The following is a 20,603-nucleotide window of genomic DNA, read 5'->3' on the forward strand; positions in this document are numbered from 1 at the left end:
CGGACCCATACTGGGCTTTACAATATTGTTGACGGCGATCCCGGAATGGCGGGGTAGCCTTTCTCTATCACGAAAGGGACCTGTTCGGTCCGGAGCCGAAACATTGGCGATGTCGTAAGCGCTATGCGGCAGCAACAGCAGAGGGCTGACCTCTTTCACTCGGCCCTCTGAAATCGACTGATTGCCGAAGCTAGTGGCCTTTCGCGACTTTCGACGCCCGCCCCTACTATCGATGATTTTTACTCGATCCGCTTTACAGTGAACGAAAATGGAGCTCTCATATTTTTATCGCAATCAGATCCAAAATGATGCCCCAGACCAATGCCCGGAAAGCGCCTACCCGTTGTCTCAAGTTCTGGCAGAGCGGCGATATTCTGCACCGTGCTCTCGATAAAGTCTACGCCGCTGCCGACCAAGAGATAGACGACGTTCTCGAACAAACGCTGAGCCTCGTCGGGGGTGATCCGAATTCGTCGATTAGTTCCTGGTCGCTACGTATTTCGAATTGGGGACTTGAGATCGTGACAGCCCCGATTGAGGATTGGATCGGTGAGCGTGAGCGCTCGGAGCCGTCCTATGCGCACGACTTTTCGGAGGGTGACACGTTGGCATGGCTTTTCTCCATCGCCAGCCATCACAGGGAATCGCTCAAAAGTGTTTTGGTTGAATACGCTGTGCGAGGCGTTGGGTATCAATCTGCCTATCGTTCCGATCCGTTCATTAACGCGCTCGAACGAAACGAGCCTACTGCTCCAAAGGGTGTCATGGTGTCCCCTAGTGACGAGATCCCGTGGTAGTCAATCCCGCTGTACTTGAGATAATTTGCAGTCCTTGCGCGACCTCTATCCATCCACGAGGATCCACTGCATACTTCACCGGCCGATTCGGTATCAAATTTCGGAATCGCGGAACGGGATGCAGCCTGCGAGCAAAGGCCATCTTGCCGAAGCCTATTGGACCGCGTCGCATTTTAACGGATCCTATAGCCGGAAAGCGTTACAATTTTGGAACTCACGTACAACACAAGCGAGGTGGTTGCGCCGACAAAAATTAAGATAAAGAATCACCGCAGTGCTTTTATTGAGATCACCATGCGCGAGAAATATCTGCGAGTAATGAAGATGCTATCTCCGACAGGGCCGAAAGCCTTATAAATCCAGCGAAACAGTCAAAACGAATGTTCCGAGTTGCTACCGTGGTCTGCTGCGTCGAGCCAGGAGATACGAAAGCGCTAGAATTTTGGATCGCTAGAGTGCGGCAGAGCGAAGATATCGATCTTAGCGGGGATGACGAGGCCATTATCCAAGCAGCTGAATACATTCTTGAACGATGGAAAGAGATCGAAAATGTGCACGGCAAAGGCTGTTTGACAAATTATCGCCATCGCCTCAATCACTCACCAGCTAAGCATATCGGTCTCGAGGAGATTGAGAACGCAAAACGGTTTCAAGAGAATAGCATCATGGACCGAACTTGGGCTCTGGGATATTGCTGATCTCCGTTTCGCAGTGCTTGAAGATCGTCTCCCCTGTAAAACTCCTCGCCGTCAATTGATGCTTACATTCGGCAGCTCGCGACGGTTACGAGCCATTTTTTTTGGCGTGGAAAGAGTCTGATCCCATAGACTTGGGACATCTAAATGGCTGGTTGGTCAGATGCGCCGTGTCAGCAAAAAGCGTGACAGTTTGGTGGCGCCCTGATCTAATAAATCGCGCCATTGAGATGTCTTTCACCATTCCAGTACGAACCCCACCGAGACAGTGAGCTGTTAAATCCGGCCAGATTGAGAGCTCTACCTGCGGGACATAAAGAGACTTCGGTGGACGCACCTGGCATAAAACGCCAAGATGTGCCTCGATGAGACGGGCTCAATAATCCCAGTCATAAACCAATGGCATCCCAATCGTCTTATCTCTGTAGTCGATCAAAAACGACGCAATCTCATGCGCGTGTTGGTCAGCTATCATATCGAAGCCATCAATGTGCCGGAGCAATCCACGTACGACGGCAGCAACCGAGTGTAACTCTCTGTCCTGGGCGCTTGAGCCGTCCGGGAAGTTAGATAAGACTGCGCTCGGGTCTCCCATAGAAATCAATCTCAACTGCTCTTCACCGGAAACGTCAGAGTCCAACACTCTGTCGACCAGCATGTTTGGCGACAGAACTATCTGGGACGCTCCCAAAAGACCGTAGTCCCAAAAGATCCGATCCTCCTGGTAGCGGTCCAATCGCTTGTTCTTCAGATGCTCCACGAAAACCTGCGCCGCTTCCAACGAATTGGCTTTCACGTAGCATGCTGTCCGCAAAGCAACATCGGCGGCGTAGATTGGCAGCTTTCCTTCACCAAACCAGTCTCGCGACGTGGGTAGGACGCAGCGCTTGGAGTTCTCCTCACGCGACCGCACCAGACCCCAAAGGTCGTGTTCCTCGATCTCTTCTAAGCGCTCATCCGGTTGAACATGGCGCACGCGAATCTCTGTACCGAACGCCAACTCAGGCAGGTATCGTGAACCGAATGGCCCATTGGTGAACCAATGCATGTCGCATACGTCGATGGTTCTTGAGATTACAGCGCTCAGTTTGGATTGCGCTTCGGAGAGGGAGCGAGCTTGGATGTAGACGCTGGCTTCCACCTCCAGCGGGACCGAAAAGTGACGCAATGTCGGAACTCTATTAGGATGCCGATATGGTTGTCTGCGCCAGTTGGGTTGTCAATCCATTTCAGCGCAGAGTTATGCAACTGCCGGATCGTTGGCTCTCGCTGAAGGTCTGGGGAGGGTGGGCGAGCCTCGATAGCGAGGTGACGAAAAAAGGGGAGCAAAGTCGAGGAGACCGAGTGCGCACTTCCCCAAGGACAGTGAACCTTACTGTTGAAGGAGTTTGCCGTGCCACTCCTACATTCATTCCACGGAAATGGCGCTTCCTCGTTTGCGGCCGACAAAAATTCAGACGAGTATAGAGAGTCGACAGAAGAGAAAATGCGACGCACGCAATTGACGCGAGGGGGCCCGTAGATAGGTCTATGGTTTTGGTCGCTATTCAGGCCATCGAGGATTGCGAAGAGCGCGGAGACTTTTCACCAATGAGAATTCTACTCCAGACACTCGCCAGTGATATTATCGCCGGCGTTGATGATCATGAGTTACGCCGGCTTTGCTGCCTTTTGATCAGAGTTATCAAGGCTATCGATCACGAGCACATTCACGGCGCGGGCAGTCTTTTAGATTGGGACCACCCTTTCAACCTTTGGCTCCTCTCCGAAGGCTTGTTCAGCGCTCGCTACCCAGAAAGATCCGCGCTGGGCGCCCGGTTAGTTGAAACTCGTACCATGTTGCAACAGCCAAGAAAGGTCTCCTGGGCGATCGAAATCAAGATCGAGACCGTCATTGTTCCTGAAGAAAATCACACCGCTCAGGTCGATGGGCATTGCGCTCCCGTTAGAGAAATCCGCGGCGACACCCTCTGAATTGGCAGCAATTCTGATGAGCGAGTCTACGGTGCTCGTGCTATCGCGCTCGACTCGAAAACGCCGATCGTGATTACGCAACAGACATCTCGACTCTTCCAGTACCTTTAAGCTTGTAGGGCAATTTGGGTTGAGCTAGGTACGGGCCCTCAGGATGCGAACGTCCATGCAAGTTACCAGCTAATCTAGCCAACACGATTTCAGGTTCGGACGTCTTCACATGGGTCGCATCCATTGCTCGAGGTCCGGAAAGCGGATCTTCAGGTCATGCATAATACTGACCCAGTCTGGCTCTTCCAAAATGATCGGTGTGCGCGGGCCGCTTTCCTGGGCCGGGATGCCAAAGCTCATTGCACTCGATCGGGACCAGCTAGGCTCATACTGATTTTCGAGCGACTGAGCCTGCGAGCCGCCAGCATCGATGGCGTGGCCGTGGAAATGCAAAAATACGTACCCGAGAGCTTCTGTTGCTCTCAGCAGCTCGCAAGCATCCTCGAGCTGCTGGTCTCGTGCCTTTGATTCGGCCGCACCCAATAGCGAGAGTGCGTTTGCGGTGGCCAGCTCGCGTACATCGTTGTACGTCGCAATAGCCTCGGATTTTCTCGAGCCATCGTAGCCGGCCAACAGCAAATAGATTTCTTCGAAACTCATAGAGTGCTCCTGTTAGTAGCCGCACTACTAACGCGCATTCCTTAAATTTGCGCCTTACTGATCATTTATTTGCGCGGTGCGTCAGAAAAAACGTTCATCAACTGCAGCAGCGTCCCACCTATGCTTTTGAGTATGCTCCCGCCTTCTACAAACTGCGCATCTGTGCATTCACCATGTAGGAGTTCGGCCAACAGTGCGAGCCTCAACTTACCGCATTCGTTAAGCATCCCACCAACGAACAGCAATTTTGCATCTCGTTCCGGCTTTCGCTCCGGTCGGAATGGTAATTCTAGGCCGGTGGCGCTAGGGACGTTCCGGCATGATTGCTCCAATAACGAATGGGTCTCTTCACGCCAGCGGGTAATCTCAGGGCCTTCCTCATCACGCTTTGTCCAAGCCTTGGCTACCCTGCGAAGACAGCGGAGGTAATCATCCTGCGTGAACGTCGTGGGACCAATTCTTGCCCGAATAGTTTTATCTTCGCTTTCACTCATATGCTACACTCTTTTTGCCTCAATACGATTCTGTAATACGGATTGGTCGGCGGGAACGGTTTTGTGACTTTTTTTGTCCTGCTAATACGTCTGAGCTTCCATCGGCGATAAGCCGCTTTGCGCTAGCCTCGATCATGAGCTCGGGATCGGTTGACGCCAGCGGCGTGCTATTTCGTGCGCCGCAGCGGTTCAATCACGCCGTCATAGGCGTTACCGTCATCTAACGCGTCCTTTGCGCAGAAGGTTCCAGCAGGGAAATCCGGCAAATGAGGGCGCGGTGAGTTTATATCTTTCCCACGTATCTTCGCGGCTGGCAAAATTCCATGCGCATGCCGTCGGACAGCGCCGTATCCGCATGCTTGGTAGCGGAATAGACCGATAAACCCGGGAAGACTTTTAGTCCAGCAATTGAGGACGTGTTCACGACATGGCCGGATTTCTGCTTGATCATGAACGGCAAGACCCCCGCAGTTGTGTTGAGCACGCCTTTGTATTGATGTCGATCATTCGGTCCCATCGTCAGTTTGAAGCAGATCCATATCGGACAGAAGCATTAGTCCAGCGTTATTGAATACGATATCGACCGTGCCGAATTCTCTGGCGAACGTCTCGACGCCCTTGGCGACCGGGGCTTTGTCGGCGATCGCCTGACCTCCATCGGATTGATCTTCGAAACGAGCCCGTTAAGCCGGTCCCCACGACGCGCGGCAGGAATGGTTCGGGCGACAGCACGGTCCAGCGCATTTCATAGGGCGAGGACGTGTTGGAAAGATAGAAATCGCCAGCTGAGACCTCATTTGCCTGCCATGCTCCCCGAGTTTCTCTTCCACTCGGGCGGAACCCGAGATGATCCAGACCAAAAGCGGTTCGGCAACGGCCGGGACCAACAGCCTGCTGTCAGATGGGCGATGCAACAGAAGTTGCATTGAGACACTACGCCAAGCTCTGCCGCTCGATTGTGTCAGCAGCATGCCATGGACGTAATCCTCGAGTGCGTCGGTAAATGTTCTTTCCTGCGTCCTCATGCCTGTATCTACTGAGAGCGTCACAGGCAACGCCCTTTGCGCCGACGAAAGTAAAATGGGGACTAAGGAGCGGCTGCGGCCTCTTGGTTCACATCAATCCTGCCCATTAGTCACTTCGCTTAGACGTACTCGATCATCCATCGAACAGCCCCTGAACCTCTCCATCGGATGAGGCCGCTTCGTCGGTCATGAGCGCCTGCGAACGCGATCGGGTTCCTCTTACTCGACGCCAACTCGCTGCCGGACGGCCGCGGCAGAATGCCCGAAATTGTTATTTCGGGGCTTGCGCCGGCGGTTGGGACAATCCAAGCTGACAATAAGGTCACTTTAAAGCGGATATTGGTTATGAGAAGACAGCGTTTCTCTAGTTTTTAGGTCAAACTCGTTGGCACCCCACAAGAGGTGCTCGAGGAGACCGCCTCGAACAATTCGGCGACCTAGCGCATTGCCGATCGCGCCGGGTACGCCAGATTCGAATTAAAGAGGGAAGCGATGCCCGAGCCTGTCGAAAACGTGAAGATCACCTTGGCATCGCGGCCGTCGGGCGCGCCGGTGCCTGATAACTTCCGCCTCGAGCGGGCCGCCGCGCCGGAACCCGGCGAAGGCGAACTGCTGCTGCAGATCCTCTACCTGTCGCTCGATCCCTATATGCGCGGGCGGATGGACGACGCCAAATCCTATTCGGCGCCGGTCGCGCTCGGCGGCGTCATGGAGGGCGGCACGGTCGCCCGCGTCGTCAGCAGCCGCAACAGCAATTTCGCATCCGGCGATATCGTGCTCTCCCATTCGGGATGGCAGCTTTATGCCACGTCCAACGGCGACGGCTTGCGGAAGCTCGATCCCGCACAGGCCCCGGTCACGACGGCGCTCGGCGTGCTCGGCATGCCGGGCTTCACCGCCTATGCCGGACTTCGCAATATCGGCAAGCCGAAGCCCGGCGAAACCGTCGTCGTCGCGGCTGCGAGCGGTGCCGTTGGATCGGTCGTCGGACAGATTGCCAAACTGAGAGGCGCCAGAGCTGTCGGCATTGCCGGCGGGCCGGAGAAATGTGCCTTCATCCGCGACGAGCTCGGCTTCGATGTGGCGATCGATCACCGAGCCAAGGATTTTGGCGCTCAGCTCGCGGCGGCTTGCCCCGATGGGATCGATGTCTATTTCGAGAATGTCGGCGGCGCTGTCGCCGAGGCGGTCTTTCCGCTCCTCAACGATTTCGCGCGCATACCGGTCTGCGGCCTGATCGCCCATTACAACAACGAGCCCGCGGAAGGCCTCGACCGCCTCCCCGGCTTCATGCGAGCCGTGCTGCGCAAGAGCCTGACGGTGCGCGGCTTCATCCAGCGCGAATTCGTGGACCAGAGGCCCGACTTTCTCACCGAGGCGTCGGCATGGATCGCAGACGGCCGCCTGAAATTCCGCGAGGACATCGTCGATGGGCTTGAGAATGCACCCCAGGCTTTCATCGGCCTGCTGCAGGGCAAGAACTTTGGAAAGCTGATCATCCGCGTCAGCGAATAAGGGAATCCTTAGCCGAAATCCCGGAAACCCAGCGCCTCGGCCTGGCGGGCAAATTCAAGCAGCGGCTCGTAGTCGGCATCGGACAGGATGGTGATATCCGTAAGCCCCAGCGTCTCGCGAACGCCCGCAAGCGATGGATCGGCGATTGCTACCGATAATGCGTCTCTGAGGAGAGCGACCTGCTCATCGCTTGCGTCGCCAGCGGTGATGAACGGCAGTCCCGGCCCCGCCGGTGTTTTGGCGATGACACGAATCATCTCCAGCCTCGCCGGATCGAACCGCCTGATATTGCCGAAGGTGATGCAGTCGATCGAAGCGCAATCGGCCTGCCCGGCCGCAACCGCGTCGATACTGGCGCCGTGGCTGCCGGTCTGAACCGCGCCGGCAAAGAACGGCCGCCCTCCGGCGAGCGGCGCGACAGCCGCCCGGAAGAGATTGGCGCCGGAATTGCTGTCCGGGCTATTGATGGCGGCGATCTTGCCGCGCAGGTCCTCGATACCGCCGAACGGCGAGTCGCGCCGGGCAATGATGAAGCTGCGCATCAGCGGACCGGAGCAGCCCGGATGGTTGTATTCCGGCGTGGCGACCAGGCGGACTTTGCCTCGCAGCCGCGTCACATAGGGATATCCGCAAGTCTGAGAAAGCAGGAGATCCGGCCGCAGCCACGCCTCGTCGTAGGCTATATCCCGGCTGAGTCTCTCCGGTACGCCGGAGAGCCCGGCCTCCAGAAGCTGCTCGCGGAGGAACGACCAAAGGGCCTCCGTCGCCTCGGCGAGAGGTGCGGGCGTGACATACATGGCGATACTGGCAAGGCTCATAATTCGTCCAATATTGGCAGCAGCGGTGTCGTGCAACGGTGGTTCTTGCGCCCATGCCATCCCCCGAAAATGCCCGCAAATCCTGGGTTTTGCCGATAAATTGCGAAAGAAACGCAAAAGAGAGCAATTCAGCGCTGTCTAAGCCATTGATATATCAAGGCTCGGACGATAGGGTCTGCCGTCGATTTCAGACCAGCTGACATAAAAGGAACGTCAATGGCTACGGGTACCGTAAAATTCTTCAACGATGACAAGGGCTTTGGATTCATCACGCCGGAAAACGGCGGCCAGGATGTATTCGTCCACGTCTCCGCTCTGCAGCGCGGCAGCTCGCTGCGTGAAGGCGACAAGGTGAGCTACGAAGTCGGCCAGGATCGCAAGACCGGCAAGTCCAAGGCTGAGAACGTTTCGGTTCTCTAATCCCTTGAAATATCCGGCCCGTACCGATGCGGGCGGGCCGGAGATGACCATAGGCGACGATGGTTCGCCTTAGCGCAGCTAGTTATCCAGCTCCGCAAAATACTTCGCGCCCGCGTCGGTCAGAAGCGGCCGAGCGTCCTTCAGCGGCACACTCAGCATGTCGTAGGTGCAGGCGAAGATCACATGCGGCAGGCCCTGCAGCGTGAAGACCAGGCTATCCTGCGTGAAATAGACGGCGAGGTTCTGCTTGGCGAGATCGTCATAGCCGCAATCCTGCTCGCTATCGGCATCCATCTTGTCGCGATGGCTATTCACATAGGCAGCAAGCTCATCATCCGGCCCCCAGGTGATGATCGCATCCTTCGCCGCCGTGGCGGGGTCGATAATGTTGCCGCTATCGTCCTTGGCAACCCAGCCCTTCAACAGCTTTTCCGGCACCAGCGCCTGGCCGGTGCGCGCATCGGCAAGCCGGTGATCGGTGAAATTGTCAGGATGCGCCCCACCGCAATAGAAGCTGCCGCTCTCGGAGATACCGATGAGACGCGGGCTGAGATGCTCGACCGTCACCTGGCCGCCACCATCGAAGCCGCTCGTCCCCTCGCCATCGAAACCGGACCAGGCAAAGCCGAGATAGGCGCGCGACAGGCAGGTGAAGGCCGGGATTTCGAACTGCAGCCGCTGCTGGGCGAGATAGGCATTGATCGGCCCGATATCCTCGCCGCCAAGCGAGACGACGGTGGGATAGGCGAGCCCGACGCGGCTGTCCTCATCCATCCGATAGCTCAGCTGACCAGCATTGGTGACCGGCCCTTCCTTCAACGGGCGTGAGACCTTGAGGAAGTCGTAGGGCAGGTCCTTCGCGGTGAAAACCGGCGGCTCCGGATGTCCGGACGGATAGTAGCCGGGATCCATCGCATCGAAGAGATCATCGGAATCGCGCAAGATACGGCTGCCCTTCCGCTCCAGCTTTATGGGCAACACCTTGCCGCTCTCGGCGTCCTTCCAGGTTCCGGCAAGACCGCCGGCGGCATCGGCCTTCAGGCTCCAGATGGCGCCGATCGGGGCCTCGTCGACCTGACTGTCATCCGCCTTCTTGCAGAGCTTCGGCGTGCAGGGCTTTTCCTCCTCAAGGGTCACGCTGCCCTTACCGTTTGCGGAAACATGCAGCGGTATGTCGGCGCCCTTCGCCATATAGGAATAACGCCCGGCCTCGTATTGGCCGCTGGCGCCATTGGCGAGCTCGACGATGATCGGCAGCTTGCCGATCGTGCCCGAAAAGGTGACGGCCTCGCCGGCAGCGGCAAGGGGCGCCGTGGCGACGAAGGAAAGGAAAGCCAAAGCCGCAAAGCGCATGAAAGCTCCTCGAAAATCACCGGCTGGAAACGGCCCGATCTAGTCATCCCGCGTCGCCCGGCTCAAGCGAAATCGACCAAACCGCAGCCGAATATCGGCGGCGTCAGCCTCGCCGTCTCCTCCCGGCAACAGCCCCGCGTCGAGGCGCAACACTTTGCTAACCATAGGCTTTCGAAGGACGGAACGTGCGCCGGCTTCGCTCGTTTGCAGACTAGAAGAGGAGCCTTTCACCATGAGCGAGCGGCTGGAAAAGCAATTCATCACCCAGAAAGAACATCAGGACATCGTCGACTTCTACAAGAAGGTCGTGGCCTTTCAGCACCGCACGATTCGCGACCTGCGCGAGTTGATCGCGGTCAGGGATGGTCCGCGGGAGCCCGAGGAAGAATTCGTGGCGCCGCAGATCGAGACGCAGCCTGACAATGTGATCACCGTCGAGTTCAGACGGCAGCGCTAGCTGACCAGGCGGCAACGGAAGGCGGGGCTGCGGGCGATCTCGGCCCGCTCCTTGCCGATCGGGACGATGTCGATCACATCGGCCAATCTGAAGAGGTGGCGAACGCCGCCAGCCTCTATGAGGATATCGCCGTGATCAACACGAAGATCGGTAGCAACAAAGTTCCGCTCGTCGCCGTCATCTATAATCGACACAACAAACACGACAGCCTCACCAGAGATCGACTTTGAGATTCTGTCTAATTTCGCGTCAATTCGTAAATATTATATGAGAAATTACTGATTAGACTTTGTAGTCGTCCTAAATCTTCGATGTCCTTGCCTTAGTTTTGCCACCGGCACGACATGCCGCCTTTACAGAGCGGTGGTAATCTCCTTCGCAAAGATGGAGATAATCATGCAAGATTTGACGATGTCCGAAGCCCTGAAGGATCCGCTGATCCGGCTGCTGCTGCGCGCCGACAAGGTGAGCCTGGGCGACTTTGCCAAGGTTCTGGAAACCGCTGCCAACGACCGCAATCGTCAGCTCGGCAGCAAGGGCAAGCAGCGGGAGCCGCTCGCCGCCTGATTGGTGGAAATCATTTCAGTGGTGGCTGTAGAGGCCCGGCTGGAAATCTTCGTCGGCGCGATCGGGGAACAGGGTTCTGCGCACCTGCTTCAGCCGCTGCACCTCATTCTGCTGCCGCAACAGAAGCTCGGCGGTCACATCCTTGAAAGCACCGCCGTCGGACTGGGCGACGCGAACGGTGCCTCCCTTCGACAGGAAGTCACAAAACGACTGCGCCGAGCGCAGATGGGTCGTTATCTCGACATAGCGATCATCAGTGACTGACACGCTTACCTCCTCGCTTTGACGTCAGCATTAACCATCAGTTTGGCGACTTCATGACTGCCGCCTGTGAATGGTCAGCTATCTCTCGTTAGCGTCAGTTCAAGGGTTCCGTTTTCGCCTGCCTATGGTGTAAGACCTTGGATAGCGATGACATATTTGATTGGCTGACAATGCGCGCACCCCGCAGCTTGAACCCATCGAACTTGGCCGAGACCGGCTTGGGCGTCCTCGAATATGAGCTGGCGGCTGAACGCGCGAGTTCGCTTGGCCGCCAGGGATTGTCCGTCGAGCAGGCTCTTTGTTCCCTCATGACAGCCGAAGAGAAGGGCGTGCCGGTAGCCGAGCGCGAGCAGCTCGTCGATACGGCAGCGCAGGCCGTCTGGGCGCTTTTCGTGCAGCGCGACATTTGCGGATTGCGCAACACCCGCGATGTCATCCAGCGTTACGGCATTCCCAACCACGTGCTTGCGCGTCTCGGCGCAGCCCCGCGGCGATAGCCGACCGCCCCACCGATCCCGAAATATCAATCCCGAGGAACATCGACGATGAGCATGACGAACTGGAAAGCCGACCCATTGGAATGGGGCAACGGAAAGCGGATCTTCGAGGCTTTTCTGGAGCCGACCTGCCCCTATTCCGTCAAGGCGTTCCGCAAGCTCGACGACCTGCTGAAACTTGCCGGAGAGGATCGCATCACCATCAAGATCCGCCTGCAGTCCCAGCCCTGGCACATGTTTTCCGGTGTCATCGTCCGCGCCATTCTGGCGGCATCGACGCTTGAGGGCGGCAAGGAAAGCGCCAGAAAAGTGCTCGCGGCCGTCGGCGATCACCGCGAGGAATTCGAGTTCACCCACCACGCCGGCGGCCCCAATATGGACGCGACGCCGAACGACATCCTCAAGCGGATCGCCAATTACAGCGGCCTCCAGCTCGCCGAAGCCTTCGCGATCGCCGATCTCGACCGCGAGATCAAATGGCACGCCAAATATGCCCGCCAGAACGGCATCCATGTCTCGCCCACCTTCATGATCGACGGATTGGTGCAGCCCGATCTCGGCAGCGGAGACGAGATCGAAGTCTGGGCCAAGAAGCTTGTGGGGTGAGAGCGCCTGACAAGCGCGAACCGATTGACGCATGAAGCAGCCATCGAGAAGTCAGAAAGCGAGAAAGGCGTTCACGGCAAAGCTCATTGCCGGGATCGGCGGCTTTGCGGCCGCAGCGCTTTCGCTCGGCCTGTCGCTCTATCAGGCGCGGACGGCGGGCGAGATTGCGACGGTCGCGCCGGGCACATCGGTCGATAGCGGCCAGTGGAATGTGACGCTCTATTCGGCGCAAATTTCGAGCGAAATGCCTGACGGCTCGCGCATCCCCGACGGCAAGAAGGCGCTTGTCGTCGAAGCGGCGCTGGAGAATATCACGGAGGAAAGCTCGAACCTCTACAGGAGAACGATCAGGCCGGATCTGGCGGATGCGCCGGAGCCGCAATTCTACCTGACGCGTGATCGGGGAACGCTCTGGGATCTCCAGCCGTTGATGCCCGAGAAGATCGCTGTCGTCTGGCAGGTGCCGGCCTCGCAGAAACTGCCGGACAGGCTGAGCCTCACCATTGCCGGAACCACCTACAAGGCGAAGGACAATCTCTATGCGGCGCCCGGGTGGTTTCCGACGAGCGACGTCGCCAAGGTCGAGCTGCCGCTTTCGCAGCAGGGAGCGGCGCAATGATACGGCTTCTGACATCGCTGTTGCTGGTCATCGCCGCCTTTGCCGTGCTGGCATTTCTGCATTCGACAACGCCGTCCTATGCCGTGCTGACCGGCCCGCTCGAAACCTTCGGTCCGCAGCGCCAGACAGTCGAAAGCGACGCGTTCAGCCTCAAGGCCAACAAGGTCCTGCGGGCGAAAACCCTCGCCTTCAAGCGATATGGCAGTCCGGTGTCGCTCAATACGCAAGGGATTTTCGTGATCGTCACCGCCGATGCCGAGACGAAGCACGAGACCATGCCGCTCCGCGCCGCGGCGATCGAGGGCGCCTCCGGCCGGCTTTACCGGCAGACCCACCGCGCCGATGGCGCGCCGCAGCTTTTCAGCGACAAGACGCTGCAGCCCGGCCTTCCGGCCAGCGGCCTCTTCATCTTCGAGATGCCGGAAGAGGAAACCGCTGACATGACCCTCATCGTCTCGCGCCAACCGGGACCGCAGCTCGACGCGGAGATCCACATCCGTCTCGATCAGAACGGCATCGAGACACGCAAGATTGCGGAGATCGGCGAAAATGGCCTCTAGAACCGAACGCCGCTTCCGTCTGCTGTCCATTTGCGCGCTTCCGGTCCTGCTGGTTGCCAGCTACGGCGTGTTTGCCTGGCGCAATATCGAGGACTATGTGCAGCGCAACGAGCTCAGCATTCGCGAGAATAGCGAGCAGAAGGCCTATGCCGGTGCCCTCTGGAGACTTGAAAAGGTCCGGCTGATCGGCGATGGCCGCGATACCAAGGTGACCTTTCCCGGCGAAAGGCGGCTGCTGATCGTTCGCCTCGCTGCAAAGGCGGAAGGCGAGATCGGCGATGGCTGGTTCGATTGCACGATGTCGCTGACCGACGGCAGCGGCCGGCAGTGGGCGCCGCTCGATTTCATCTCCTCCGACACGATCAGCCGCACGCTCGATCCGCAGGCAAAGCCGGTCGAGGGATGCGCAGCAGCGTCCCGCCAGCCGCCGGCCAGGGATGCCGAGGTCGAGATCGAGGAAAAATTCGTGATCCCCGCCAGCGCGGCGCAGTCGCTTCAGGCAAGGCTGAGTTTTGCATCGACGCGGCCGGAGGCTCTGGCCCTGCCGCTCGGCTTGCAGCAGAACTAGCTGGCGCTGCGCCGCCACTCGCGGCCCTGCGCGAAGCCGATTTCGAGCGCAGCGGCAAGCAGGCAGATTTTCACCGGGACGACGAGAACGCCGACATCCCCGGGCGCGCTCGGGCTTCCGAGAAACAGCGATATCCCCTGCGAGATGATCTGCCAGGTGTGAAGATCGTGGGGACCGATGAGATTGGCAGTTCCATACCAGGCCCAGGCAGCCGCCCAATCCAGCACCCGGTAAAGCACAATGACGCTGAGGGCCAAGGCGAGACCGGAGCCGATCGCCAGCCCAATGCCTTCCGCCAGCGCCCTGTAGCGCTTCGCCGTCCCGGCGATGAAATGGGCAATGAAGTCCCGGATGAAGGACGGAAGCCCGTCCCAGCGCGACACGATCCGGGCGATGCGCCCCTCGCTCATCGGCCGCTCGCCATTGATGTCATAGCCGTAGATGATTGCGGCGAGCGTCAGCCACACTGCCGGATAGACGGCATAGAAGAACAGGTTGCGGATCTGATCATAGGTGCTGATCGACGCCGCTTCCGCCGTCGGCGGAAAGGTTGTCGCGGCGATCGCGTTTCCGATGGGGTCGAGCGCGGCAAACAACTGGCCGATTGCCTCCGGCAGGTGAGCGACCCAAGCCCTGATCTCGTCTTCCCAGCTTGAAATCACATAGAGACCGATGAACGCCCAGTTGGCGTCGCAGACGACGATCACCAGCGGCCAGACCGGCGACTTCGAGCGCTTGTGCATCGCCTTGGCAAACCGGCGCACCGCCCAAGCGATGGCAACCGAGGCGATGAGCCAGGTGCTTGTCGAAAACTCCAGAATATTGGCGTCCTCGCCAAACATCGTTAGGTCGAAGGAGAGTTTCGAATATTCGCGGATCGTATCGCCGAGCAGGCCCCAGGCGGTGTAGTAGGCAAAGAACGGCAGGAGCGTCAGCGCCAAAGCCGAGGTGAAGCCGGAAGCTCCGGCATCCGAACCCTTCGCCCTCTCCGGCCGCGCCTCGGCAGTGCGCGAAGCGGCATCGAGCGCGGGGAGACCCGGCCTTACCGTCTGGAACAGGGCGACGATGATCACGAGCTTGAGGAGAACGACGAAGGCGAGCATCGACAGGCCGGCGATGCCATTCAATCGCCCAAGCATCACGGCGATCTCGTTCAATACAGCGTTGCCGATAACGCCGACCAGCCAGAGCGCCATCAATTGCGGCCAGAACCGCCACAGAAGACGAAGTGTGAGAGAGGGAAGCCGGAAGAGCGGGCGCACCGGCGAAGTGCTGTCCTGAACGAGCGCGGTCATGTCTCTGATACTAACCAGCACACTGGAAAACGCCACCCCACCTATCGATTTGGCGAGGAACGGAGATAGTGGCGCGGCGGGCCGACGGTGGCGCGCTCGATGAGCCTGACGGACATCCCCACGCGCCGCACCCTGGCATCCGGGTTCAGCGCCCTTTCCTTCAGGATTTCCCAGCCAACGCGTCCGAGCTCCTCGCGCTCGATCCTCATCGTCGTCAGTGGCGGGTTGCTGTGCTGGGCAATCGAGATGTCGTCCATGCCGATGACCGAGAAATCGCGCGGGATACTGTGGCCGCGCCCGCGCAGCGCATCGACCACGCCGAGCGCCATGATGTCGTTGCTGCAGACGAAAGCCGTTGCCTTCTCGAAGCGGCCCTTCTGCATGGATTCGATCAGGGCCTTGGAGGTATCCGGCTCGAGAATGCCGGCGGCCGTCAGGTCGAACAGATGCCGTTCGGGATCGATCGCAATGCCCGCTTCCTGCATGGCATCGCGGAAGCCGTCGAAGCGCTCCTTGAGCGAGGTCCTGAACAGACGGCTGACATGAACGATCTCGGTATGCCCCTCCGACAGGAGCCGCGTCGTCGCCAGCCATCCGGCCGAACGGTTATCCGGCAAGACGCAGGAGATCCGCATCGTCCGGTCGATACCATTGACGATGACAGCCGGCGCCCTGCTTCTGACGACCTGCTCGATGAGGACGGGATGATCGAGCCCGACGAGCAGAAGGGACGCGCCTTCGGCCGCAAGCAGGTTCTCGACATTGACGCTTCCGGTCTCGATATCGGGCGTCAGCAGATTGACCTTGGCATCGATGCCGGCCTCGCGCGCCGCATCGAGCGCGCCCTGAATGACGCCTTCGTAGAATTTCGAATTGAGATAGAGCGCCGCCGTCGTCACCACGGCAAGGCCGGAGGGAAAGGCCTCGGCGAGGTCATTGTTCCTGTGCCGGTAGTCGAGACGCGCGGCCGCTTCGAGGATGCGCTCGCGGCTTTCGTTGCCGACGCCGGAGCGGTTGTTGAGCGCCTTGGAGACCGACGCAATCGAAACGCCGGCGGCTTCGGCAATATCGGCAATTCTCGATCTGCGTGACATCGGGCTCTCCTCGCATTCCATCTAGCACGAGAAAAGCGCCCTTCACCAGAGAGGAAGAAATTTTCGTTCTGTACGAAATTTTTCTTTTCTGCATCACATTTTCGTTTATCGTTGCCCCGTCGCCGCATCAAGCGGGCGGCATTGACCTGGGAGGGGAAGATGCTGAGACGAAGGGAATTTATCGCAAGCGCACTCGCGGCAGCGGTCATCGACATTCCTCGCGCCATGGCGGCGGAAGAATCGCTGCGGGTCTTCTGGTGGGGAAACCCCGATCGCGCGAAACGGACCGGCGAGGTCATCAAGCAGTTCGAAGCCGCCACTCCTGACGCGAAATTCGTCGGGCAGGTCGCCACGTCGGACTATTGGGTGAAGCTCGCGACGATGGTCGCCGGCCGCAACGTGCCCGATGTCTTCGCTCTGGAACCGGTGACCTTTGCCGATTATTCGCGCCGCGGCGCGACGCTCGATCTTTCACCGTTCCACGACAGCATCATCGCCTCAAAGGATTTCTCGCCCGGCGCCCTCGATCTCGGAACGGTCGACGGCAAGCTGACGGGCATACCGACATCGCTGAACGCCGCCGCGCTCATCGTCGACAAGACTGCCCTGGAGAAGGCGGGCGTCCCCGGGCCCACGGCGGCCACCACCTGGGAGCAATTCAAGACGATCTGCACCGATTTCAAGAAGGCGGCGGGTTCCGGAAATCTCTTCGCCGTCGGCAACGGCGCGCGCTACAGCTTCGTCTTCGAGGTCTGGCTGCGCCAGCGCGGCAAGACGCTGTTCACGCAGGACGGACATCTCGGCTTCGAAGAGGCGGATGCCATCGAATGGTTCGACTATTGGGACCAGATGGCCAAGGCGGGCGCATGCGTCACCGCCGACATCCAGGCGCTCGACAAGGGCAATATCGAGACGAACCCGATCGCCAGCGGCAATGCCGTCATGGCTTTTGCCTATTCCAACCAGCTTGCCGGCTACGGCGCGCTTGCGAAATCCGAGATGTCGATCGGTTCGCTTCCGGTACAGGATGCCGGCGGCCCTTCGGGGTTGTTTTACCGCCCCTCGACGCTATGGTCGATCTCACCCTGGTCGAAATCGCCAGAGACGGCGGCCAAGTTCATCAACTTCTTCGTCAATGACACCAATGCCGGACATGCGCTCGGAACCGAGCGCGGCGTGCCCGTGAATACGAAGATCCAGGGTGACGTGGCGGCGACCGGCGACAAGATCTCGAAGCAGACGATCGACTATATCGCCTCGCTGAAGGACCGGGTCGGGCCATATCCACCTGCCATCCCGATCGGGGCAGCGGAGTTTTCGCAGCAGGTTTTGACGGCTACGGCTGACAGCCTGGCCTTCGAGCAGATCTCGCCGTCCGACGCAGGCAAGCAGCTGATGTCGGAAGGCAAGCGCATACTGGGCGGCTAGACCGCAACGGGACGATCATGGATCAGCGAAACAATCCGAACCCGGCCGTGGATAAAGAGGATGAAGCACGCCGGCTGCAGTTCCTTCCCTGGGAACATGTGGCCGGCGACCTGCTTCATCCGGCGCATCTGGCACGCAAGGCGGCGCTCCAGAGGGCGTGCGGCGCTGAACTGGCGGAGACGGCCTACATTGCCGAGCATGCCGCCATCTTCACCGAAAGGCTCAAGATGGGTGAGCGGTCCTGGATTGCCGGCCATGCGCTGGTCAGGGGCAACATCACGTTCGGCGACGATTGCACCGTCAACCCCTATGCCTGCATCTCCGGAAAAGTTGCCTGCGGCAACGGTGTCAGGATCGCATCACATGCATCGATCGTCGGCTTCAACCATGGCTTCGATGACACCAGCCTGCCGATCCACCGCCAGAAAGTGACGACCACGGGCATCACGATTGGCGACGATGTGTGGATCGGCGCCAATGCCGTCATTCTTGACGGCGCAATCATCGGCAGCGGCGCGGTGATCGCCGCGGGCGCCGTCGTCGCCGGCGAGATCCCGCCGATGTCGATTGCCGGCGGCGTGCCCGCGCGCGTCATCCGCAAGCGCGGCGCCCCCTCCCGCCTGTCCGCTTCCGGCGGCGTCGAGGACCGGCTTCAGAAGCTCGGCAGCAAGGCGCAGGCGCAATGGCCCGAAATTCTCGGGCGCTGGAAAACCGCCGAAGTCTATGAATCGCTGGAAGCCGACGGCATCAGCCGCCCGGCCGCCCGGCATCTCAACGATGCGATCGAGATTGCCGCAGGGTTCGGGGCATTTCCGCCGGGCCTCGATACGACGGCGACGATCGAGCTTCTGCAGGACCTGCAGGACGAGGAGACCGGTCTCTTCCCTGAAAAGAATACACCGCGGGATCGTCCGCTCCGGGAAGATCCGAAGGCACTCTATAACGTCCTTTCCGTCGGATATGCGCTCGAAGTGCTCGGATCGCGTCCGCGCCAGGCTATCCAGGCGGTGCAGATCGATGCGGACGAGCTCGACCGGTGGCTTTCAGCTCTGCCCTGGAAGACATCGGCCTGGAGTGCCGGGAGCGTCGTCGACGCGATCGGAACGGCGATGTATTTCAACGCCCGCTATTTCAACGTCGAGCAACCGCGCCAGGCGCTCTTCGATTGGCTCACTCGACATATCAACAAGGCGACCGGCCTTTGGGGCGAGCCCACAACGCTCGAAGGCTGGCTGCAGCCGGTCAACGGCTTCTACCGCCTGACCCGCGGCACCTATGCGCAATTCGGGGTTCCGCTTCCGAACCCGCAGGCATCCTTCGAAACGGTGCTGCTGAACTACCGCAATCACGAGGGTTTCACCGGCGCCAAATACACCGCGTGCAATCTCCTCGACACGATCCACCCACTGCTGCTGATCGCGCGGCAGACCGATTACCGGCGCGGCGATGGCGAAGAGATTGCGCGCAAGATTATCGTAAGAGCGCTTGATCGATGGCAGGATGGCGAGGGTTTTGCCTTTGCCGACGGCAGCCCGGCTAGCCTTCAGGGCACCGAGATGTGGCTCTCGGTCGTTCATCTCGCCGCCGACTATCTCGGGCTTGCTGGCGCCTTTGCCTTCGTTCCCAAAGGTGTCCATCGCACCGAAACCGTCGGTCTCGGGCTTTAGGCGCTACTTACCGGCCACCGGGAGGGAAACGCCCACCGGTACGCGCGGATGCTCGCCCTGCCGGAAGGCAATCCGGCAGCGGACACCCGCGGGATCGAAAATATGCTCCAGCGTGCCGCGAAGCTGGCGCTCGACGAGGCGGGCGAGCAGGCCCGATCCCTCCCCGGTCCGGCCGATATTTCCAACGCGCGGTCCATTCGTCTCGATCCACGAGAGAGAAATGGCCTCGCCATTCCGCGACCATGTGATTTCGACCGTGCCCGATTCGATCGACAGCGCGCCGTGCTTCAGCGCGTTCGTTGCAAGCTCGTTGATAGAGAGCCCCAAGGGCACGGCCCGGGTACTGTCGATCTCCATCGAGGGGCCGCTGAGCACGATCCGCCCCGGCGCCGTCTTCCTGTAGGGCTCGACCTCGATCTCGATAAGATCGCGGATGTCGATGCTGGCATCCCGCGACATGCGCTCGTCAAGCAGCGAATGAGCGCGCGAAAGGGCCTGGATACGCCCGACGAGATCGTCGGCGGCTTCGCCCTTTATCGAGAGCTTCGCCAGGCTTTGCGCACCCATATAGGCATTCTTGACCCGGTGGCGCAGCTCATCGCGGGCGAGTTCCGCTTCCTCCAGCGCGCCTGACAGCGCGACGATCAGCCGGACGTTTTCGATCGCCGTTGCCGCCGCACTTGCCAGCGCTTCGAGAATCTCGATCTCCATCCTCGTCGGCTGATAGGGCGCCGCCCAATAGGCGCCGATCGCACCGATCGGATCCTGCGGCCGAACCGGCGTCATAGCGATCGCCCGGACGAACGTGTCCTGATAGAGCTCCCGCGGAACCCTGTCCTCGTGGTCGATATCGGGAATGACGATCGTCTTGCGCTCGGCCATCGCCCACCCACTGACGCAGGCCGATGCCGGGAATTTCTGTCCCTTCCAGAGCGCGCCGATCGCATCCTCTTCGATATAGTGGCAGAGGTCATCCTCTTTCCGGATCACCGCGATGCCCTGGCAGCCGATCATGCTGCGCGCGGTGGCGCGAATGATCCCGACGACATGGCTGGCGTCGCGCGCGCCGGCAAGCTGCGCAATCGCGTGCGTCAGGACGGCGAGCGGCGTCGCTTGCTGATCTGTGTAATCCAGGGGTGTCATAGCGGCCTCCTTCCGGGGCCGGCGGCCGCTTCTCGACCACTCAAGGTGGCATCCTACAGGTTTTGATGGGATACGTCTAACAACCGGATCGATTTA

25 protein-coding genes are annotated in these 20,603 nt (G+C 59.5%); 14 read left to right on the top strand and 11 right to left on the bottom strand.

The window, feature by feature from the left end; genetic code table 11:
• Positions 1-305: 305 nt before the first annotated feature.
• Positions 306-797 (top strand): hypothetical protein, encoded by a 492-nt coding sequence (locus tag ACEN84_RS31400; protein WP_413711853.1) that lies wholly within the window; start codon positions 306-308, stop codon positions 795-797.
• A 455-nt stretch (positions 798-1,252) separates the two neighbouring features.
• A complete protein-coding gene (locus ACEN84_RS31405; RefSeq protein ID WP_413711854.1) occupies positions 1,253-1,495 on the top strand; it encodes a hypothetical protein in 243 nt (80 codons plus the stop codon).
• A gap of 373 nt (positions 1,496-1,868) precedes the next feature.
• Here the strand turns inward: ACEN84_RS31405 and ACEN84_RS31410 are convergent, their stop codons facing one another.
• Complete coding sequence (locus ACEN84_RS31410) at positions 1,869-2,660, bottom strand: hypothetical protein (protein ID WP_413711855.1); 792 nt, start codon at positions 2,658-2,660, stop codon at positions 1,869-1,871.
• Positions 2,661-3,022: 362 nt separating this feature from the next.
• Here ACEN84_RS31410 and ACEN84_RS31415 point away from each other — a divergent pair, with 362 nt between their 5' ends.
• Complete coding sequence (locus ACEN84_RS31415; protein WP_413711856.1) at positions 3,023-3,466, top strand: hypothetical protein; 444 nt, start codon at positions 3,023-3,025, stop codon at positions 3,464-3,466.
• 216 nt (positions 3,467-3,682) lie between these two features.
• Here the strand turns inward: ACEN84_RS31415 and ACEN84_RS31420 are convergent, their stop codons facing one another.
• From ACEN84_RS31420 to ACEN84_RS31430, 3 genes are all read right to left on the bottom strand, one after another.
• A complete protein-coding gene (locus ACEN84_RS31420) occupies positions 3,683-4,117 on the bottom strand; it encodes a hypothetical protein (protein WP_413711857.1) in 435 nt (144 codons plus the stop codon).
• A 65-nt stretch (positions 4,118-4,182) separates the two neighbouring features.
• A complete protein-coding gene (locus ACEN84_RS31425; protein ID WP_413711858.1) occupies positions 4,183-4,611 on the bottom strand; it encodes a hypothetical protein in 429 nt (142 codons plus the stop codon).
• A 283-nt stretch (positions 4,612-4,894) separates the two neighbouring features.
• A complete protein-coding gene (locus tag ACEN84_RS31430; protein ID WP_413711859.1) occupies positions 4,895-5,128 on the bottom strand; it encodes an SDR family oxidoreductase in 234 nt (77 codons plus the stop codon).
• Positions 5,129-6,128: 1,000 nt separating this feature from the next.
• Here ACEN84_RS31430 and ACEN84_RS31435 point away from each other — a divergent pair.
• Positions 6,129-7,151 carry an NADP-dependent oxidoreductase gene (locus tag ACEN84_RS31435; protein ID WP_413711860.1) on the top strand — a complete coding sequence of 341 codons (1,023 nt, stop codon included), beginning with the start codon at positions 6,129-6,131 and terminating at the stop codon, positions 7,149-7,151.
• A gap of 8 nt (positions 7,152-7,159) precedes the next feature.
• Here ACEN84_RS31435 and ACEN84_RS31440 read toward each other — a convergent pair whose 3' ends face one another.
• Positions 7,160-7,969 (bottom strand): phosphate/phosphite/phosphonate ABC transporter substrate-binding protein, encoded by an 810-nt coding sequence (locus tag ACEN84_RS31440; RefSeq protein ID WP_413711861.1) that lies wholly within the window; start codon positions 7,967-7,969, stop codon positions 7,160-7,162.
• Positions 7,970-8,185: 216 nt separating this feature from the next.
• On the opposite strand from ACEN84_RS31440, the gene ACEN84_RS31445 reads away from it, so the two are divergent.
• Positions 8,186-8,389, top strand: coding sequence for a cold-shock protein (locus ACEN84_RS31445; RefSeq protein ID WP_112712366.1), 204 nt, complete (start codon positions 8,186-8,188; stop codon positions 8,387-8,389).
• A 78-nt stretch (positions 8,390-8,467) separates the two neighbouring features.
• Here ACEN84_RS31445 and ACEN84_RS31450 read toward each other — a convergent pair whose 3' ends face one another.
• Entirely contained in the window at positions 8,468-9,742 is a 1,275-nt protein-coding gene (locus tag ACEN84_RS31450; RefSeq protein ID WP_413711862.1) for a hypothetical protein, read from the bottom strand.
• A gap of 232 nt (positions 9,743-9,974) precedes the next feature.
• Between ACEN84_RS31450 and ACEN84_RS31455 the strand changes: the two genes are divergently transcribed.
• Positions 9,975-10,199 carry a hypothetical protein gene (locus tag ACEN84_RS31455; RefSeq protein WP_130280000.1) on the top strand — a complete coding sequence of 75 codons (225 nt, stop codon included), beginning with the start codon at positions 9,975-9,977 and terminating at the stop codon, positions 10,197-10,199.
• Here the strand turns inward: ACEN84_RS31455 and ACEN84_RS31460 are convergent.
• Positions 10,196-10,402 carry a hypothetical protein gene (locus ACEN84_RS31460; RefSeq protein WP_112712372.1) on the bottom strand — a complete coding sequence of 69 codons (207 nt, stop codon included), beginning with the start codon at positions 10,400-10,402 and terminating at the stop codon, positions 10,196-10,198. The two genes, ACEN84_RS31455 and ACEN84_RS31460, sit on opposite strands and share 4 nt — an antisense overlap.
• Before the next feature lie 193 nt (positions 10,403-10,595).
• On the opposite strand from ACEN84_RS31460, the gene ACEN84_RS31465 reads away from it, so the two are divergent.
• On the top strand, positions 10,596-10,766 hold the full coding sequence (locus ACEN84_RS31465) for a hypothetical protein (protein ID WP_162708622.1): 171 nt from the start codon (positions 10,596-10,598) through the stop codon (positions 10,764-10,766).
• A 15-nt stretch (positions 10,767-10,781) separates the two neighbouring features.
• Here ACEN84_RS31465 and ACEN84_RS31470 read toward each other — a convergent pair whose 3' ends face one another.
• Positions 10,782-11,033: a hypothetical protein gene (locus ACEN84_RS31470; RefSeq protein ID WP_130280004.1), complete on the bottom strand. Its 252-nt coding sequence runs from the start codon at positions 11,031-11,033 to the stop codon at positions 10,782-10,784.
• 161 nt (positions 11,034-11,194) lie between these two features.
• Between ACEN84_RS31470 and ACEN84_RS31475 the strand changes: the two genes are divergently transcribed.
• The 5 genes from ACEN84_RS31475 to ACEN84_RS31495 are packed head-to-tail and all read left to right on the top strand — an operon-like array spanning position 11,195 to position 13,880.
• Positions 11,195-11,527, top strand: a complete 333-nt coding sequence (locus ACEN84_RS31475; protein WP_413712529.1) for a DUF6665 family protein — start codon at positions 11,195-11,197, stop codon at positions 11,525-11,527.
• A 48-nt stretch (positions 11,528-11,575) separates the two neighbouring features.
• Positions 11,576-12,133 (top strand): DsbA family protein, encoded by a 558-nt coding sequence (locus ACEN84_RS31480; protein WP_413711863.1) that lies wholly within the window; start codon positions 11,576-11,578, stop codon positions 12,131-12,133.
• 31 nt (positions 12,134-12,164) lie between these two features.
• Positions 12,165-12,752: a hypothetical protein gene (locus tag ACEN84_RS31485; protein ID WP_413711864.1), complete on the top strand. Its 588-nt coding sequence runs from the start codon at positions 12,165-12,167 to the stop codon at positions 12,750-12,752.
• Complete coding sequence (locus ACEN84_RS31490; RefSeq protein ID WP_413711865.1) at positions 12,749-13,312, top strand: hypothetical protein; 564 nt, start codon at positions 12,749-12,751, stop codon at positions 13,310-13,312. Before ACEN84_RS31485 ends, ACEN84_RS31490 begins: the two co-directional genes overlap by 4 nt.
• On the top strand, positions 13,302-13,880 hold the full coding sequence (locus ACEN84_RS31495; protein ID WP_413711866.1) for a hypothetical protein: 579 nt from the start codon (positions 13,302-13,304) through the stop codon (positions 13,878-13,880). Before ACEN84_RS31490 ends, ACEN84_RS31495 begins: the two co-directional genes overlap by 11 nt.
• Here ACEN84_RS31495 and ACEN84_RS31500 read toward each other — a convergent pair.
• A complete protein-coding gene (locus tag ACEN84_RS31500; RefSeq protein ID WP_413711867.1) occupies positions 13,877-15,175 on the bottom strand; it encodes a hypothetical protein in 1,299 nt (432 codons plus the stop codon). The genes ACEN84_RS31495 and ACEN84_RS31500 overlap by 4 nt on opposite strands.
• 41 nt (positions 15,176-15,216) lie before the next feature.
• On the bottom strand, positions 15,217-16,269 hold the full coding sequence (locus ACEN84_RS31505; RefSeq protein WP_162708626.1) for a LacI family DNA-binding transcriptional regulator: 1,053 nt from the start codon (positions 16,267-16,269) through the stop codon (positions 15,217-15,219).
• 159 nt (positions 16,270-16,428) lie between these two features.
• Between ACEN84_RS31505 and ACEN84_RS31510 the strand changes: the two genes are divergently transcribed.
• Together ACEN84_RS31510 and ACEN84_RS31515 are read left to right on the top strand one after the other, a co-directional pair.
• A complete protein-coding gene (locus ACEN84_RS31510; protein ID WP_413711868.1) occupies positions 16,429-17,697 on the top strand; it encodes an ABC transporter substrate-binding protein in 1,269 nt (422 codons plus the stop codon).
• A 17-nt stretch (positions 17,698-17,714) separates the two neighbouring features.
• The gene (locus tag ACEN84_RS31515) at positions 17,715-19,364 is read left to right on the top strand and encodes an acyltransferase (protein WP_413711869.1); all 1,650 of its coding nucleotides are present in this window, start codon (positions 17,715-17,717) and stop codon (positions 19,362-19,364) included.
• 3 nt (positions 19,365-19,367) lie between these two features.
• Here the strand turns inward: ACEN84_RS31515 and ACEN84_RS31520 are convergent, their stop codons facing one another.
• On the bottom strand, positions 19,368-20,507 hold the full coding sequence (locus tag ACEN84_RS31520; RefSeq protein WP_413711870.1) for a sensor histidine kinase: 1,140 nt from the start codon (positions 20,505-20,507) through the stop codon (positions 19,368-19,370).
• Between the last annotated feature and the right edge of the window lie 96 nt (positions 20,508-20,603).

This window comes from Rhizobium sp. Rhizsp82 (assembly GCF_047325115.1).
In the GTDB taxonomy this organism is placed as follows: Bacteria; Pseudomonadota; Alphaproteobacteria; order Rhizobiales; family Rhizobiaceae; genus Rhizobium.